The organism is Leucobacter musarum subsp. musarum (genome assembly GCF_001273845.1).
Taxonomy (GTDB): domain Bacteria; phylum Actinomycetota; class Actinomycetes; order Actinomycetales; family Microbacteriaceae; genus Leucobacter; species Leucobacter musarum.
On record NZ_JHBW01000087.1, the window covers coordinates 443726 to 459930 of the forward strand.

The window sequence follows — 16205 nt, forward strand, 5'->3', positions numbered from 1 at the left end:
CGTGGCGATGACTCCCCCGCGGGCAGTACCGTACCGCAGTCGGCTGACTAGCGCGGGCGCTTCTTCGCGCTCGCACGCGCGTTGCGCACGAGGTCACTGTCAGCAGCGACGGGGGTGAACGTTCCGTAGCGTCGGCGCGCCGCTTCGCCGATCAGGAAGTCGCTGAGCGCCGGGTTCTTCGGCAGCAACGAACCATGCAGGTAGCTCCCGATGACATTGCCTGTGCGGGCACCCTCGAAACCGGCGCCTGGCGCATTTCCTGCACCCTGCACCACACGACCGAGCGGCTGTGACCCCGGGCCGAGCGTCGTCGCGCCGCTGTGGTTCTCGTATCCGATGATCTCGCCGAACTCGGTGGTGTCGAGCACGATGTTGCCGATCATTCGCTCGGTGCCGCCGAGCGTCTCGACGTCGAGCACCCCGATGCCCGTGAGCTCCTCGCCCTGGTGCGTCACAAAACGGTGCCCGAAGAGCTGGTAGAGGCCGCAGATCATCAGCATCGGCACCCCGTCGGCGGCAAGCGCCCGAATCTCATCGGCGCGCACGCCGAGGTCGAGCGCAACGCGGCCCTGACCCGAATCCTGCCCGCCGCCCCCGACGACGATATCGACTGACTCGGGCATCGGGTCACCGGAATTCACCTCGACCACTCGAGGGGTGTATCCCTGCGCGCTCGCCCGACGGGTGAGCGCGAGTACGTTGCCGCGGTCGCCGTAAATATTCATGTCGCGCGGGTACAGCGACACAATGGTGAGTTCGCGATCGGTCACCAGACATCCTCCACATCCGTGAGTTCGGCAAGCGCACGACGCAGTTCCAGCATCGCGGTATAGGTGCAATAGATGCGCCGGGGTCGGCCCGTCGTATTCGCCCGGAACGCGGCAAGCGCCTCGCGCAGATCTTCGTCGACGCGTGCGACCGGCACGTCATCGTGCTCAAGTCGAAGGGCCATATCCCAAGCGCGCGTGCCCGAGACGGTGTCGACGCCGGCCGCCGAGAGCGAGGTGAAGTCGACGTCCCAGAGCCACGACATATCTCGACCGTCGGCGTACTGGTCGTTGATCGCGATCATCGCGGCGACGCCGGCCGCCTCGAACGACGCCAGGCCGAGTCGGAACCCGGCGGGATTCTTCACGAGCACGAGCTCGAGCGGCTGCCCATCGAGTTCGAGCTGCTCGCCCCGACCGAATGCGGGGCGAATCTCGGCGAGCGCGGTGACGAGTTCTGCACTCGTCGCAGTCGGGGCTGGCGGCGCCGCTGCGGAATCGAGCGGGCCGGCATCGATGATCTGACGCACCAGCGCGAGAGCCGACGCGGCGTTGAACGTGTTGTAGAGCCCTTCGAGGCGAAGCGTGGTGCGCAGTTGCTCACCATCGATCGAGAACAGAGCTTCGTGATCACCGACTTCGAGGAGCGTCACGTCGGCAGCCTCGCGCACCTCGGCCCCCTCGGCCGAACCGGCAGCAGTCGTATGGAAGTCATCGTCGCTCGGGAACGTGGCAAGCAGGTCGTTCGAGAGCCCGAATTCGCGCACATCGATCGACGCGCCGCCGCTGAGCTCCGTCGCGACGCCGGCGCGAGCCCGCGTGCGCCGACCGATCGCAGCGACCAGGCGATCCTCCCGGTTCACGACCAACCCCTCGGTGGTCGCATCTGCGATGCGCTCGAGCAGCTTGGCCGTCGTGTCGATCTCGCCGAAGCGGTCGAGCTGATCGCGCAGCACGTTGAGAAGGAGTGTAAACCGGGGCGGTACGCGATCGATGAAGTACATGGCGTGCGCCTCATCGAGTTCGAGCACGGCGATATCGGCGTCGAGTCGCCCCCGAACATCGCCTTCCTGAATCGCCGCAGCAACGACACCGCGGGAGAAATTCGATCCGGTGCGGTTCGTGAACACCCGAAGCCCACGAGCCTCCAACAGCTCGACGACCATCTTCGTCGTGGTCGTCTTGCCGTTCGTACCGCTGATCGCAACCACACCGTACGGCAATTTGCCCAGCACCCTCCCGAGAAACCCGGGGTCGATCTTCTCGATCACCAGGCCGGGCAGTGCAGAGCCGCCGCCGCGCAGGCGGGCGATCTGTCGTACCGTCTTTCCGACGACGGCTGAGAGCACATCACGCATGCGTCCAGCCTAGTGCGACTGGGCTAGTCGTCAGCGGCGTGACGACCGCGCGTATCCCCGCGCAAGGCCCAAGGCAGCAACTCAGGGCGCACTCGACGCGTGCGTTCGACGCGCTGCTCCTGGCGCCACTGCGTGATCGCCGCGTGGTTGCCGCTGAGCAGCACCTCGGGCACCGCACGATCGCGCCAGGTTGCCGGCTTCGTGTAGCTGGGGTACTCGAGCAGCCCGTCTTCTTCGTGCGACTCCTCGACGAGGCTCTCGGGGTTGCCGACGACTCCCGGCACGAGGCGCCCGATGGCTTCGATCATGGCGATCGTCGCCACCTCGCCCCCATTAAGCACGTAATCGCCGATACTCACGAGACGCACGCGACCGCGTGACGCGTATTCGTCGAACACGCGCTGATCGATTCCCTCGTAGCGGCCGCAGCCGAAGACGAGATGCGATTCATCTGCGAGCTCTCGCGCCATCGCCTGCGTAAAGACGTCACCCGCAGGCGATGGGAAGATCACGAGCGGATCATCACCCGCGTCGTCAGCCGTGAGTACGGCATCGAGTGCTGCACCCCAGGGCTCCGGCTTCATGACCATGCCGGCGCCACCCCCGGTCGGGGTGTCATCGACCGTGCGGTGCTTGTCGTGCGCGGACTCGCGCAGGTCGTGCACTCGCAGGTCGATGAGCCCTCGCTGTCGCGCCTTGCCCAGAAGCGACAGCTCGAGCGCGTCGAAGTACCCCGGAAAAATGGAGACGACGTCGATCTTCACCGTGCGTCCTCAGCCTCGGACGCGTCGAACAGCCCCGGTGGAGGGGTGACCCGCACCACTCCGGCGGCAATATCGACGGAGGGCACGATCGCTTCGACGAACGGCACGAGCACCGTGCCGTCTTCCGTCTTCACGACCAGCAGGTCTTGCGCGGGCAGATGCTGGATCTCGCTGACGACGCCGAGCTTGACCGGCGGCTCATCGGCTCCGGGTGCGTCGCGCACGACATCGAGGCCGACCAGCTGGTGATGATACCACGCATTCTCTTCTTCACCGGCTTCGACCGCCTGCTCATCGATCCAGAGAATCGCGCGGACAATACTTTCGGCCGCGGTGCGGTCGCCAACCTCCGCAAAGAACCCGACCGGTGAATCGTTGAACCAGCGCAGCTCGCGGAGCGTGATGGTGCGACCGAACCATTCGGATTCGGCCGGCACCTGCAGGTGAAACTCGGCCCCGGGCACGAAGCGCAGTTCGGGGTTATCGGTGAAGAGTTCGAGCTTGATGCCACCCTTGAGACCGTGTGGTTTCGTGAGGCGGCCAACGCGCAAACTCCCCGCCCCGCTAGCGGGACGGGGAGCCTGCGAACGACCATTCGGGTTGGCCATCAGGCGCCGCTCTCCGTTTCGGAATCGGCACCGTCGGTATCGACGACGTCGACACGCACCCGATCGCCGTCGGCGAGCGACGAGACCAGCGTGCGCAACGATGACGCCGTGCGCCCGCCGCGGCCGATCACGCGGCCGAGATCGCTCGGGTGCACACGCACCTCGAGCACGTCGCCGCGACCGGAATCGCGAGCGTCGACGCGCACGCGATCCGGGTGATCGACGATGCCGCGCACGAGGTGCGCCAGCGCGTCGGAGAGCGCCTGTTCAGCCAAGAGGATTACGCCTCGGTCGACTCTGCAGCGGCCTCTTCGGCCGGAGCCTCGGTCGCCTCTTCAGCCGGAGCTGCAGCAGGCTTCTCAGCCTTGGGGCGCAGCACGGTCTTCTTCGAAGCGTCAGCCTCGAAGACGGCCTTGGCCTCGGGAGCGAGGATCTGCGACTCGGTGTTGCCCTCGCCCTTGAACTTGCCCCAGTCGCCCGAGAGCTTCAGGATGGCGGCGACCTGCTCGGTCGGCTGTGCGCCGACGCTCAGCCAGTACTGCGCACGCTCGGAATCGACCTCGATGAACGAGGGGTGCTCAGTCGGGTGGTACTTGCCGATCTCCTCGATCACGCGACCGTCGCGCTTGGTGCGCGAGTCGGCGACGACGATGCGGTAGTACGGTGCGCGGATCTTGCCGAGGCGCTTCAGACGAATCTTGACAGCCATGAGTGACTCCTTGATGAAAGTGAACGACGCCGAACCTGCCGGCGAGGCGGTACGGAAGCGTGGGCGCGCGAGATGCGCGAACTCGTCAAGTTTGCCACACTCGCGGCGCATTTGCAATTTTCGTCACGACCTGGACTTTTAGTCGAGAATCGCTCCCAACACCCACGGAAACGCCAGCAGTGCGGCCACGACCACAGCGCCGATGGCGGTGTTCCACACCGCCGACCGCCGACGGAGGCGTTTCCCCGCGATGTCGATGTCGAGCCGAGGCCGCGGGGCACGCGGGTCGCTGTAGGTCGCCACTTGGTGAGCGAGCTCCGCACCCCAGATCTCGGCGAATCGAAGCAGCGCGGTGGTTTCGGCGCGATCGAAGCGCCGTCGCACGCGAGTGGATGCGACGATGACGCGATCCTCGACGATCTCGACATCCCAGAACCGGCCGAGATCGATGAGGCACGCCATCACGTCGGGGGTGAGCAGTTCGAGCGCATCCCGCTCGTATCCGCTGGGGACGTGCAGCACGAAGTGCCGGCCGAAATCGCCTTCGAGTTCAAGCTGTTGGCCGCCGCGAAGCACGGCGCGCACCCGGCCGTTGCGACGCGCGTCGATGAACAGGTGCGGCAATGGGCGTGTCGATTGAAAGCTCGCGAACCGGAATGTGCCGAGTGGGCCGCGCGGGTCGTTCTTGCCGCCCGCAAACACGGCGAGTCCGAGTTGCAGCTCATCAGGGGACGCGATCGGTGTGCGCGATCGGCGATGCCACATCGACGGCTCCGAGGCGAGCCAGAATTCAGAGCGGTACCGTGCCCCCGCCGACCCCGGCGCGGGCGCGCGCCCTGCGAGACGACGCGGCAATGGTGGCGCGGGTGCCCCAGCAGCCTCGCCGAACAGCACCCCCTGCTCGGGCGGCGTGATGCCATAACGCGCGAATCTCAGCCCCCGACGTTCCGCAAACTCCGCGAACGCGAGCCCTCGCCGCGTATCCGAAGGCATGCGCAGGAGCAGCACCGCCGCCAACCAGAGCATGATCGAGAGCCACATTCCGACGACAGTGAACAGCCCGCGCAGAGCCTCCAACCATCCCGGCAGCACCAGAGGAACGGGCATCTCGAGCACCAGGCATGTCCAGAGCAGCGTGCACGCTGCAGCCGGAGCGATCAATACACCCCCGAGTGCCGCCTGCCGAAACGCTTGGGGTGCCACTGCACGCACACGCGACCACGCCACGCGCCGCGGCCATTCCGCACGGAATATCGCAAGCCGTGCGTCGCCGCTCCCAGCGTCGCCACGGCCCGCTTCGTCACTCATGCGCAGGGACTAGCGCAGCCCCTTGCCGAGCATCTGCTGCAGCTTCGCGAGATCTTGTTCGCTCGGCTGCGCTCCGCCCGAGCCGAGCCCGAAGCCTGAGCCGCCCTGAGCCGCTGCCGGCTGTGCGGGGAGGCCGGCGGCCTCCTGGGCGCGCTTCGCCGGGTTGCCCGAACGCTGTTTCCCCTTGCCCTTGGACTGCTGCTGCTTCTTGCGACCGCCGCCACCCATGCCCGGCATCGGACCCATGCCCGGAATCTGTGGCACGCCACCCCGAGCAACGGTCTTCATCATCTTCGCGGCCTGGTCGAACCGCTGCACGAGCTGGTTCACATCGGTCACGGTCATGCCCGAGCCCTTCGCAATGCGCAGGCGGCGTGAGCCATTGAGCAGCTTCGGGTTGTCGCGCTCGGCCTTCGTCATGGACTGGATGATCGCCTCGGTGTGCACGATCTCGCGCTCGTCGAAGTTGTCGAGCTGGGCCTGCATCTTGCCCATGCCGGGCAGCATGCCCATCATCTTCTTCAGCGAACCGGCCTTGCGCAGTTGCTGCATCTGACCGAGGAAGTCGTCGAGCGTGAACGCGTCTTTCGCGATCTTCTCGGCAACCTTGCGCGCTTCGTCTTCGTCGAACGCCGACTGCGCCTGCTCGATCAGCGTGAGAATGTCGCCGAGGTCGAGGATGCGGCTCGCCATACGGTCGGGGTGGAACGGCTCGAAATCGCCGAGGCCCTCACCGGTCGATGCGAACAGGATCGGGCGGCCGGTCACGCTGCGGATCGACAGCGCCGCACCACCGCGCGCATCACCGTCGAGCTTCGTCAGCACGACACCGGTGAAATCGACGCCTTCCTGGAACGCCTGCGCCGTCGCGACGGCGTCTTGACCGATCATCGCGTCGATCACGAAGAGCACCTCGTCGGGCTGCGTCGCCTTACGGATGTCGGAGGCCTGCTGCATCAGCTCGGCATCGACGCCGAGTCGACCGGCGGTATCGATGATGACGAAGTCGTGGTGCTTCGCCTTCGCTTCGGCGACGCCGCGCTTCGCGACCTGCACCGGATCACCGACACCGTTGCCCGGCTCGGGCGCGAAGATGTCGGCGCCTGCCTGCTCGGCTACGACGCCGAGCTGAGTCACCGCGTTGGGGCGCTGCAGGTCGCAGGCAACGAGCAACGGCGTGTGCCCCTGATCGCGCAGCCACTTGGCGAGCTTGCCGGCGAGCGTCGTCTTACCGGCGCCCTGCAGACCCGCGAGCATGATGATGGTCGGCGGGTTCTTCGCAAACTCGAGTCGACGCTGCTCGCCGCCGAGAATCGTCACGAGCTCTTCGTTGACGATCTGCACGACCTGCTGCGCCGGGTTGAGCGCCTGGTTCACCTCGTCGCCGAGCGCCCGCTCGCGCACCTTGCCGGTGAACTCCTTGACGACGTCGAGCGCAACGTCGGCTTCGAGCAGCGCGCGCCGGATTTCGCGGACCGTGCTGTCGACGTCGGAAGCCGACAGCTTGCCCTTCGAACGGAGGTTCTTGAGGGATTCGGTCAGTCGAGCCGAGAGGTTTCCGAAAGTAGCCATAGCCCCAGCATTCTATCGCGGGTCGCGGGTGTGACGTTACGCTGAACGCATCACCCGTGTATCCACGAGGAGTCGCCAATGCTGACCGAGTTTCTCCGAGATCAGGCCACCGCAATCGCGTGGCTCGCACTGATGGCCGGCGGCTGGTTCGGCTGGTCGCAGGAAGATCCGCCCAAACGACTGAGCGGGTGGTGGGGTACGGGCTCGGTCATCGGCCTGCTCGTCTCCGTCGCATTCGGCCTGCTGGTGTGGCGCAATTGGTCGACGCCGAGTGCACTCGAGGGCAACTACTGGGTGTTCGGCGTCATCGTGCTCGCCGAGGCCGTGCTCATCGGCGGCGGTTGCATCGTCCTCGCCCGTCGCGGCGCGACACGCTGGTACGGATGGTGGATTGGGCTCTGCGTCGCCCTGCACTTCGTGCCGTTGGCGTGGCTCTTCGCCGACCCCTCATACGGCATCCTGGCACTCGTACAGGTGATCGGCCTTCTTGCCATGCGGCCGGCGCTCACGCGTTCGACCGCCACCACCAGCCGGTGGGCCTGCCCCTGGATCGCAGGCACATTCTTGCTCTTCGCGCTCGTCTCGGCGGCGCTGTTCGTCACGCGCTACGGGTACCCCTGGTAAGGATCACCCGACGAGTTGCTGGGCGAACACGTGCGGGGTGAAACCCGTCAGGTCGCCGATACCCTCGCCCTGCCCCACGAGCTTCACGGGCAGGCCCGTCTTCTCCTGCACGGACAGCACGAAGCCGCCCTTCGCGGAGCCGTCGAGCTTGGTGAGCACGAGACCCGTGACGCCGGCGTGCTCGATGAACGCTTCGGCCTGAGCCAGCCCGTTCTGCCCGGTCGTCGCGTCGAGCACGAGCAATACCTCTGACACCGGGGCCTGCTTCTCGATGACGCGGCGCACCTTCGTCAGCTCATCCATGAGACCGCCCTTGGTCTGCAGCCGGCCGGCGGTGTCGATAATGGCGATGTCGTACTGCTGCTCGACTGCCCGCTGCACCGTCTGGAACCCGACCGACGCCGGATCTTGCCCGGCCTGCTGAGGCTTCACGATGTCGACGCCGGCGCGATCCGCCCAGGTGGCGAGCTGCTCGACGGCGGCGGCGCGGAACGTATCAGCGGCTCCAACGAGAATGCGCTTGTCGAACGCCGTGAGATAGTTGGCGAACTTGCCGATCGTGGTCGTCTTGCCGACCCCGTTCACGCCGACGACGAGAATCACCGCGGGGCGCTCTGACAGGTTGAGGGTGGGGTCGTACTTCGCGAGACGCTCTTCGATCACGTCGCGCAGCATGCGACGCATCTCGGCCACCTCGGTGACCCGGTGCCGCTCGATATCGGCGCGCAGTTCTCCGAGGATCGCGTCGGTGACGTCGGGGCCGAAATCTGCCGTGATGAGTGCCGTCTCGAGGTCGTCCCAGGTCTCCTCGGTGATGAGTTCGGGACCGCTGAAGATGTTGCGGAACGCTTTCGAGAAAGACCAGGATCGCTCTGCCATACGTCGAGTCTACCGGCGCGGTCGGCGCCGTGTTTGCTCACTCCACGGGCGACCAGACGTGCACGTTCACGTGCGTTTCGGGCTCGCAGCGACGCCATTCAACCGCAGCGGTTTCGGGTACAGCGGCCGACCCGAGCCAGTACGTGGTGTCCGGATCCCACCCCGCGATCACACTCGCGGTGTGCTCGTCGCACGCGATCACGGTCCCAGCGCTGCGCAAGTATCCGGCCACGCTGAGATGCACGGCGTCCCAGTCCGCCGCAACCGCACGCCAGTTCGGCATCACCCATGCCCCGCGGCGCCCGGTCGTCTCGCGCCAATCCCACTGCTTCTGCAGCGTGACGTCTGTGGGGTACCGGCGGCAGAGGTCGGCCCAGTGCTCCGCGCGGTCGATCCGGAACACCCGAGCACCATCTGCCACGCGCACGGCTCGCACTTCGGCGATTTCGGGGCCGTGCGAATCCTCTTTCAGGTGCAGTTGCACGGGCCCGAAGCGCGGGATCTCGCTCGTCGTGCGTACGAGCCCCCACGGCGGCTTCGACCACCAGTGATTGGAATGACCATCGGGCAACTCGTGCAGTTCTGATCGAGCGCGCTGCTCCCAGTACCTGGTCTCGTTCTCCCAGGCGATCAGCGCCGCGAGCGCGCTCTCGGGTGGGGCGAGAGGCGACGGCGCTTCCTCCGGTTCGGTTTCGTGCGCGATCCACTCGGTCTCGACGTCGTGCGCCGCTCCCACCGGTCGTTCCCACCATTCCGCGGCTTCGGACGACACGATGGCGCGCGCGAATCGCAAGAGGCCGGGGCGGGCTTCCGGCATCGCCGCGAACACGTCGTGCCCGTCTGGCGGCTGCCAGTAGCGCGCCGAATCTACCGACTCGATCAACGCCTCGAGCAGCAGTTCTGGGGTCAGCGGAATCAAGGGCACTCGCTCTAAGGCGTCAATCCGCCGAACGTTCGGCTCTGCCGAGCCGGGTGCACACAACATGGCCACCTCGAGGCACACGCGACGCCCCCGGGGGCCTTCGAGCAGCTCCTCGGGAGTCACGGATCAGTCCTCTTCGCGGCCGACCCGCTGGCCGACGACGGCGGAGATGCCGTCCTGACGCATCGAGACGCCGTAGAGCGCGTCGGCGATCTCCATCGTGCGCTTCTGGTGGGTGATGATAATGAGCTGCGAATTCTCGCGGAGCCGTTCGAAGACCTGCAATAGACGGCCAAGGTTCGCGTCGTCGAGCGCGGCCTCCACCTCGTCCACGATGTAGAACGGGCTCGGTCGGGCCTGGAATATCGCCATCAGCCACGCCACCGCCGCGAGCGAGCGCTCGCCGCCCGAGAGCAGCGACATGCGCTCGACCTTTTTGCCGGCGGGTCGCACCGCGATGTCGATGCCGGTGTTCAGCAAGTCGTCGGGGTTGCTCAGCGCGATCTCGCCGGATCCACCGGGGAACAGGATCGGGAACACCTCGGCGAAGGCCACCCGGGTGTCTTCGAACGCCGCAGCGAAGATGCCCTGCATCTTCTCGTCGAGGTCGGCGATGATCGCCATGAGGTCGGTGCGCGTCTTCGCGAGGTCCTGCAGTTGCGCCGTGAGGAAGCTGTGACGCTGTTCGAGCGCCGCGAATTCTTCGAGCGCGAGCGGGTTGATGCGCCCAAGCTCGGCGAGGCGGCGCTCGGCCTTTGCGAGCCGCCGCTCCTGTTCGGCGCGCACGAAGGGAACCGTGCGTATCGGCTGCGCGGCTTCAGATGCATCCGACGCGGTCTCCACGGAGACTGCGTCCGACAATTCGTCGGATCGCTCCCCCGCAGCATCGAGTCCGAGTTCGGCGGCGAGCTGCGCCTCGAGATCATTCGCGTACGCAGGCGCTTCCGACGGTGCATCGGAACGCGCGGTCGCAGGTGCGGCCACGGGTTCCCCCGTATCGATCGGCACGGCGACTTCAGGGCCGTACTCCGCGATCAGCACGTCCTCGACCAGTCCCAGCTCATTACCGGAGCGCTCGAGCAGCGCAGATAGCTGCAGCTTGCGCTCATAACTCTTCAGTTCGGCGCCGTGCACGCGCTCGGTGAGCGTTTGCAGCTTCTGTCGCACGGCGGATTCCTCCGAGCGCAGCAGGGTGAGTTCTTGGCTGTGGCGCGCACGCTCCTGCTCGGCCTGCTGCTGCGCAATGCGCGCCTCGGCCAACGAACGATCGCAGGCGTCGAGGATCGCGGGAAGCAGTGCGGCGACGCGCTCTGCCTGCGCCACCTGCCGCGCGCGCAGCACCGCTCGGCGGGCGGCTTCGTCGGCAGCGCGTCGTTCAGCCTCGAACTGCTCGGCGAGCGTTGCGCGCTGCGCTGCCGCGGCGCGCGCCCGTTCGCGCGCGGTTTCCAGTGCGAGGCGAGCTTCGAGCTCCGCTGCGCGGGCGCGCTCGACGTCAGCCCAGACGCCCTCGCGCTGACTGGCGTCGAGCATGGGCCGGGGTTTCGACGATGCCTCAGCATGGGCATGGACTGCCCGCTCCGCCTCCGCCGTTGCGCCGGTCGCAGACTCGGCCACCGACGCGAGCGCCTGGCGGGCACGCTCGGCTTCGGCCACCGCCGACTCGGCGCGCGCCGAGAGACGATTGCGCTCTTGGGAGACCGCGGCAAGGCGAGCGTCAGCGGCTCGGAGGTCGGAGAACGCCTCCTGCGCGTCGCTCTTCGCGCGGTTCGAGGCCGCTCGCAGTTCCGCGAGCTCGGCTTCGCGCTCTGCGACCGACTCGGCAACCGCGGCGCGCTGCTGCTCGGCCTGTTCGAGTTCCGCCGTGAGTTCGATGCGTGAAGGAGCCTGCCCCGACCCGCCGCTCAGCGTGTGCGCCGTGACGACATCGCCGGCTGAGGTCACCACGGTGAACCCGCCCGACGGCCAGTGCGCATGCAGAGCTTCGGCCGTCGTGATCGCACCGTCGAGATCAGCAGCGATGTAGCTGCGCTCGAGGAGTCCACGCACCCCTGCGGGGGCGTCGATGAGCGCGTCGATTGCGCGCGTCGCACCAGCAACTGTCGGCGCGTCGTGGGTGCTCAACTCAGCCGCATCGGATCCACGGCCCGCGGCGCCTGCGATCACGGCCCGCAACCGGCCGAGGTCCTGCGTTCGAGCCGACGCTACGGCGCGCCCCGCGGCCGCTGCCGTATCGGCGACGAGGGCGTCCGCAAACGAGCCGAGCGCCGCAGCGATCGCGGCTTCCGACCCTTCCGCGACGCGCACGTGGTCGGCCACCCGACCCACAATGCCCTCGGGGGCGTCGCTCAAGAGCGCTCCCGACGCATCGCGACGATCAAGCGACCGGGTCAGCGCGCTGACACGCGCCTCCAAACCCGCAAGTTCCTGTTCCAGTTGGTGCAGGTGCTCCCGCACCGCGTCGCGCTGCTGCTCTGCAGCGGCTTGTCGTTCCTGCGCAGCCCGATACGCCGCGTCGCGATCTTCGCCCGACTGTTCATCGCCCGAATCGTCGGCTAGGTCCTCGCGCTCCTCGAACCCGGTGAGCGCGAGCCGCGCCTCCTCAGCGCGGGCCTCGGCGCCGGCGACCGCCGCCTCGCGCCGTTCGACCTCCTGTGCGACGGTCGCGCGCTTCTGCTCTGCGGCTTCAGCGCGCCCGCGCAACTGCGAGAGCTGCAGATCGTGCTTCGACACGAGTTCGCTCTGCGCGGCGATGTGCTCGTCGATGGCGTCGAGCGATTGCTGCGCCGTGCGCGTCGCCGACTGCGCCCGCTGCCATGCAGCTTCCGTCTCCGGAACCAAGCTCTCGAGCCGGGCGGCCTCCTCGCCGGCCTCCTCAACCGAGGCACGCGAGAGTCGTGTCGACTGCTCGGGCGCCTCTGCCTGCGTCGCCAGGAAGGTCAGTCGCTGCTGCGTCTGAGCGTAGAGCCCGCGCAATTTCGATTGCACCGATTCGAGGCCGATCGTCACGCGTCGAGCCGCATCGAGCTCGTCGCTCTGCTGCTCGTGCTCGAGACGTTGAATGCGCAGCTGCTTCTGCTCGACCTGCTCTTGCAGCACGATGCGTTCGGAGTGCTGCTCCGACTCATCGCGCGCAAGCCCATCGAGCTCGGCGCGCAGGCGGTGCACATCGTCGGCGAGCAGACGCGCCTTCGCGTCGCGCACCTCGGCGGCGATGCCCTGCGCCGCACGCGCCACTTCAGCCTGCCGGCCGAGCGGCTTCAACTGGCGACGAATCTCACCGGCCAGATCGTTCAGACGCGTGAGGTTCGTCTCCATGGCCTCGAGCTTGCGCAGCGTGCGCTCTTTGCGCCGCCGGTGCTTCAGAATGCCCGCGGCCTCTTCGATGAACCCCCGGCGATCCTCCGCCGTCGCGCGCAATACGGCATCGAGCTGCCCCTGGCCGACGATGACGTGCATCTCGCGCCCGAGACCCGAATCGCTCAGCAGCTCCTGCACGTCGAGCAACCGGCACGACTCGCCATTGATCGCGTACTCGCTCGAGCCGTTACGGAACAGCGTGCGGCTGATCGTGACTTCGGTGTATTCGATCGGCAGTGCGCCATCAGCATTGTCGATGGTGAGCTTCACCTCGGCCCGCCCCAGTGGGCCGCGCGTCGAGGTGCCGGCGAAGATAACGTCTTCCATCTTTCCGCCGCGCAGCGTCTTCGCGCCCTGCTCGCCCATCACCCAGGCGAGCGCATCGACGACGTTCGACTTGCCCGATCCGTTCGGACCGACGATTGCGGTGACCCCGGGCTCGAACTGGAATGTGGTCGGCTGTGCAAAGGACTTGAAGCCCTTGAGCGTGAGGCTCTTGAGATGCACGCCGGTCCTTCCTCGTATCGTGAGCGCCGCACCCCCGCGCGGGCACTGAGTTCACCTTAAGGCAACCTGTGATCGGCCCGGCAGTGGCGCGCGGCGAGAGATGTCAGATGGTGACGCCCACCGGGATGATCGTGCCGTCGGCGTCGCGGAAGCCGAAACCGAACGCGCGATCCGCGGCGATGTGCACGAACCAGGCTGCGCCCGCAAGCGCCACGTACACGAACCCACCGTTCACCCCGCCAGTGATGAAGAAGACGATGAGCCCGATGACGAGCAGCACAACCGGGGTGATCATGGTGTGCAGCGTGTTGTAGAGCCGCACCCGGCTCGGCTTCAGCCTGCCGCGTTCAGAGAATGCACCGAGCAGTGACACGTCAGGGCCAAGCCCGAAGACCAGTGCCACGATGACCGCAAGCGGGCCCAGGGCGATGCAGACGAGCACGATGACGGCGAACCAGACGGCGGCGCTCATGCCCCAGCTCAGACGCATGAAGTTCATAGGGCGATTCTACGGCCCCGCAATGGCCCAATCTGCCGAGTCACGGTGGCGACGCGGGCAGCGGCGAGCGCTGCGGCGAGCGCGATGCAGCATCGACTCAGGCACTGCCGCGAGTGCGGCGCGAGGAGTACCGTGGCGGTGTGCACCCCGACGATCTGCCTCCCGAGCCGCCGTCCGGCACGTTGATCGCGCGGCCAGAGCGCCGGTACGCGACGGGCCGCGGCACGGTCTGGGTGCGACGCGGTGCGCTGATCCTCACTGCCCTCACGGTGGTGGGCAGTCTCCTCGCGTATCCAGCGCTGCCCGATGCCATCCCGACGCATTTCGACAACGCTGGCCGCGCAGACGGGTACGGCCCGAAGTCGACGCTCCTCGTCGTGCTTGCGGCGCTTACCCTCATCGTGGTGATGCTCGCGATCGCATCGCACGTGCCCCGCCTGTTCACCTATCCCGTTCCCCTCACCGAGGAGAACGCCCAGCGCCTCTACCGCGCGGGCGAGCAGATGATCGTGTGGAAGACGGGCATCGTCGCGGTGATGCTGCTCGGTCTCGCACTCGCCGTGCTGATTCGGTTGCCGATCCTGGTCTTTGCGATTGCCGGGCTCGTGAGCCTCGTCGTCTCCCTCATTGTGGGGATCGTGCGCATGGTGCGGGTGTAGCGGCAGTGCCATCCAGCTAGTGTGAACGCATGAATTTCGCCCATGACCCGAATTCCCTGGCATCCGAGGACGCAGCCGACCCCGCGGCATTTCGCGTCGGCCAGGCAACGGGGTGGGTGCGGCGTCTCGCTTACCTCTCTGCCGTCATCGCGGTGGGCAACGTCGCCACGCATCTGCACCGTCTCCCCCAGGAGATGCCGACGCATTTCGGCATCACCGGTGAACCAGACGCTTGGGGACCACCTGGGGCAGCTATCGCGGGTATCGTACTCATCTCGACGCTCGCCGCAGTGTTTGCCTGGCTTTCGACTCGCCGCGTGCCACTGAACCTGCCGTTCCCCATCCACGAAGGCAACGAAGCGCGAATACGCCGCACTGCGGGGCAAATGCTCGCGCAGATCGCCTTCGCGGCCGGCCTGCTCGCGGTCAGCATGTCGTACGCAGCGCTCCAACTGTGGAATACGAGCGCACTCACCCTCGGCGCTGTAGCGCTCATGGGCGGGTCGGTCACCGTCGGCATGATTCGGCTGTTCGCTCAGGGATCCCGCTAGCCTGAACCCCGTGAGCACGAACGACCAGACTGCAGCCCCGACATCCCTGCGGGTACGTGACGCCGGCGAACACGATCTCGCGGCCATCACCGAGATCTACAACGATGCGGTACTCCACTCCACGGCGATCTGGAACGAGACCCCGGTCGACATCGAGAACCGACGTGCATGGATGCGCGATCGCGCGCGCTCCGGCTTTCCGATTCTGATCGCCGAACGCAGTGACGGCGGGGCGATCGCCTACGCGTCTTTCGGCGACTGGCGCCCATTCTCGGGGTATCGACAGACGGTCGAGCATTCCATCTACGTGCGCACCGATGTGCGTCACACGGGAGTCGGCGCACTGCTCATGGGCGAGCTCATCGCCCGGGCGCGGCTGCTCGGCAAGCACGCGATGATCGCCGGCATCGATGCAACGAATGCCGCCTCCATCTACCTGCACGAGAAATTCGGATTCACGCGCGTCGGCACCTTCCCCGAGGTCGGCGCGAAGTTCGGCTCCTGGCTCGATCTCACGTGCATGGAGCTGCGACTCGATCACGCGGCCTCCCCCGCACCCATGACAGCAAACGGCACGAGCACGGCAGACGACACCGACGACGCCGAGCGCACCCCCACCATCACCGAGGTACGCGCCGAGATCGACGACCTCGATCGCCGCATCGTCGATCTGATCGCGGAGCGTCAGCGCTGGGTCGTTCGCGCAGGATCGCTGAAGTCCGACGAATCCGCTGTACGCGCGCCTGCCCGCGTCGAGCAGGTCATCGAGAAAGTACGGGAACTCGCGCGCACCGCGAGCGCCTCCCCCGACGTCGTCGAAGGGGCCTATCGTGCCCTCATCGCCGGGTTCATCGACCTCGAGCTACACACCCACCGCATCATGTCGCAGGACGGCCAGAATCCCCAGACTGCGCAGCCGTAGCCCCACTCGGCGGGCAACGCAGATAGGTCGGCTTGCCCGGGCCTCCGCGATCGACGCGGTGCGCACTCATCGAGGCGCCACAGATCGGGCACTTCGGGTCCGCGGGGGCGATGTACGCCGGCTCGTTCGGGTCACCGAGCTGCGCGGTCCCCTCGAACTGATAGAAGAATCGCCGCCAGGCCGCCCAGAAACCGGGCTG

General features: G+C 67.0%; 16 protein-coding genes. 4 read left to right on the forward strand and 12 right to left on the reverse strand.

The genetic code is table 11. The features are described 5' to 3' along the window. Positions 1–47: 47 nt before the first annotated feature. From CH42_RS11050 to ffh, 8 genes are all read right to left on the reverse strand, one after another. Positions 48–770 (reverse strand): type 1 glutamine amidotransferase, encoded by a 723-nt coding sequence (locus CH42_RS11050; RefSeq protein ID WP_053353204.1) that lies wholly within the window; start codon positions 768–770, stop codon positions 48–50. Then, positions 767–2125, reverse strand: a complete 1359-nt coding sequence (locus CH42_RS11055; protein WP_053353205.1) for a Mur ligase family protein — start codon at positions 2123–2125, stop codon at positions 767–769. The genes CH42_RS11050 and CH42_RS11055 overlap by 4 nt, the downstream gene beginning before the upstream one ends. 23 nt (positions 2126–2148) lie before the next feature. Continuing rightward, positions 2149–2889 carry a tRNA (guanosine(37)-N1)-methyltransferase TrmD gene (gene trmD / locus CH42_RS11060; RefSeq protein WP_053353206.1) on the reverse strand — a complete coding sequence of 247 codons (741 nt, stop codon included), beginning with the start codon at positions 2887–2889 and terminating at the stop codon, positions 2149–2151. Next, the gene (gene rimM / locus CH42_RS11065) at positions 2886–3497 is read right to left on the reverse strand and encodes a ribosome maturation factor RimM (protein WP_053353207.1); all 612 of its coding nucleotides are present in this window, start codon (positions 3495–3497) and stop codon (positions 2886–2888) included. Before rimM ends, trmD begins: the two co-directional genes overlap by 4 nt. Then, complete coding sequence (locus tag CH42_RS11070; protein ID WP_053353208.1) at positions 3497–3772, reverse strand: RNA-binding protein; 276 nt, start codon at positions 3770–3772, stop codon at positions 3497–3499. The genes rimM and CH42_RS11070 overlap by 1 nt, the downstream gene beginning before the upstream one ends. 5 nt (positions 3773–3777) lie before the next feature. Continuing rightward, positions 3778–4206 (reverse strand): 30S ribosomal protein S16, encoded by a 429-nt coding sequence (rpsP, locus tag CH42_RS11075; protein WP_053353594.1) that lies wholly within the window; start codon positions 4204–4206, stop codon positions 3778–3780. A gap of 138 nt (positions 4207–4344) precedes the next feature. Beyond that, positions 4345–5514 carry a hypothetical protein gene (locus CH42_RS11080; RefSeq protein WP_156322540.1) on the reverse strand — a complete coding sequence of 390 codons (1170 nt, stop codon included), beginning with the start codon at positions 5512–5514 and terminating at the stop codon, positions 4345–4347. Between the two features lie 9 nt (positions 5515–5523). Further along, entirely contained in the window at positions 5524–7086 is a 1563-nt protein-coding gene (gene ffh / locus CH42_RS11085) for a signal recognition particle protein (protein ID WP_053353210.1), read from the reverse strand. Positions 7087–7164: 78 nt separating this feature from the next. Between ffh and CH42_RS11090 the strand changes: the two genes are divergently transcribed. Continuing rightward, positions 7165–7710 (forward strand): hypothetical protein, encoded by a 546-nt coding sequence (locus CH42_RS11090; RefSeq protein ID WP_053353211.1) that lies wholly within the window; start codon positions 7165–7167, stop codon positions 7708–7710. Between the two features lie 3 nt (positions 7711–7713). Here CH42_RS11090 and ftsY read toward each other — a convergent pair whose 3' ends face one another. The 4 genes from ftsY to CH42_RS11110 form a co-directional block, all read right to left on the reverse strand. Beyond that, positions 7714–8589, reverse strand: a complete 876-nt coding sequence (gene ftsY, locus CH42_RS11095) for a signal recognition particle-docking protein FtsY (RefSeq protein WP_053353212.1) — start codon at positions 8587–8589, stop codon at positions 7714–7716. Positions 8590–8626: 37 nt separating this feature from the next. Beyond that, positions 8627–9508, reverse strand: a complete 882-nt coding sequence (locus CH42_RS11100) for a hypothetical protein (RefSeq protein ID WP_053353213.1) — start codon at positions 9506–9508, stop codon at positions 8627–8629. Between the two features lie 129 nt (positions 9509–9637). Next, on the reverse strand, positions 9638–13375 hold the full coding sequence (locus CH42_RS11105) for an AAA family ATPase (protein WP_053353214.1): 3738 nt from the start codon (positions 13373–13375) through the stop codon (positions 9638–9640). 103 nt (positions 13376–13478) lie between these two features. Further along, the gene (locus CH42_RS11110) at positions 13479–13874 is read right to left on the reverse strand and encodes a DUF4260 family protein (protein WP_239684023.1); all 396 of its coding nucleotides are present in this window, start codon (positions 13872–13874) and stop codon (positions 13479–13481) included. A gap of 140 nt (positions 13875–14014) precedes the next feature. Here CH42_RS11110 and CH42_RS11115 point away from each other — a divergent pair, with 140 nt between their 5' ends. From CH42_RS11115 to CH42_RS17035, 3 genes are read left to right on the forward strand one after another with little or no spacing between them, the layout of a single operon-like run. Beyond that, a complete protein-coding gene (locus CH42_RS11115) occupies positions 14015–14533 on the forward strand; it encodes a DUF1648 domain-containing protein (RefSeq protein WP_053353215.1) in 519 nt (172 codons plus the stop codon). Between the two features lie 29 nt (positions 14534–14562). Then, entirely contained in the window at positions 14563–15084 is a 522-nt protein-coding gene (locus CH42_RS11120; RefSeq protein WP_053353216.1) for a DUF1648 domain-containing protein, read from the forward strand. 10 nt (positions 15085–15094) lie between these two features. Beyond that, positions 15095–16006: a GNAT family N-acetyltransferase gene (locus tag CH42_RS17035; RefSeq protein WP_075205342.1), complete on the forward strand. Its 912-nt coding sequence runs from the start codon at positions 15095–15097 to the stop codon at positions 16004–16006. The last annotated feature ends 199 nt before the right edge of the window (positions 16007–16205 follow it).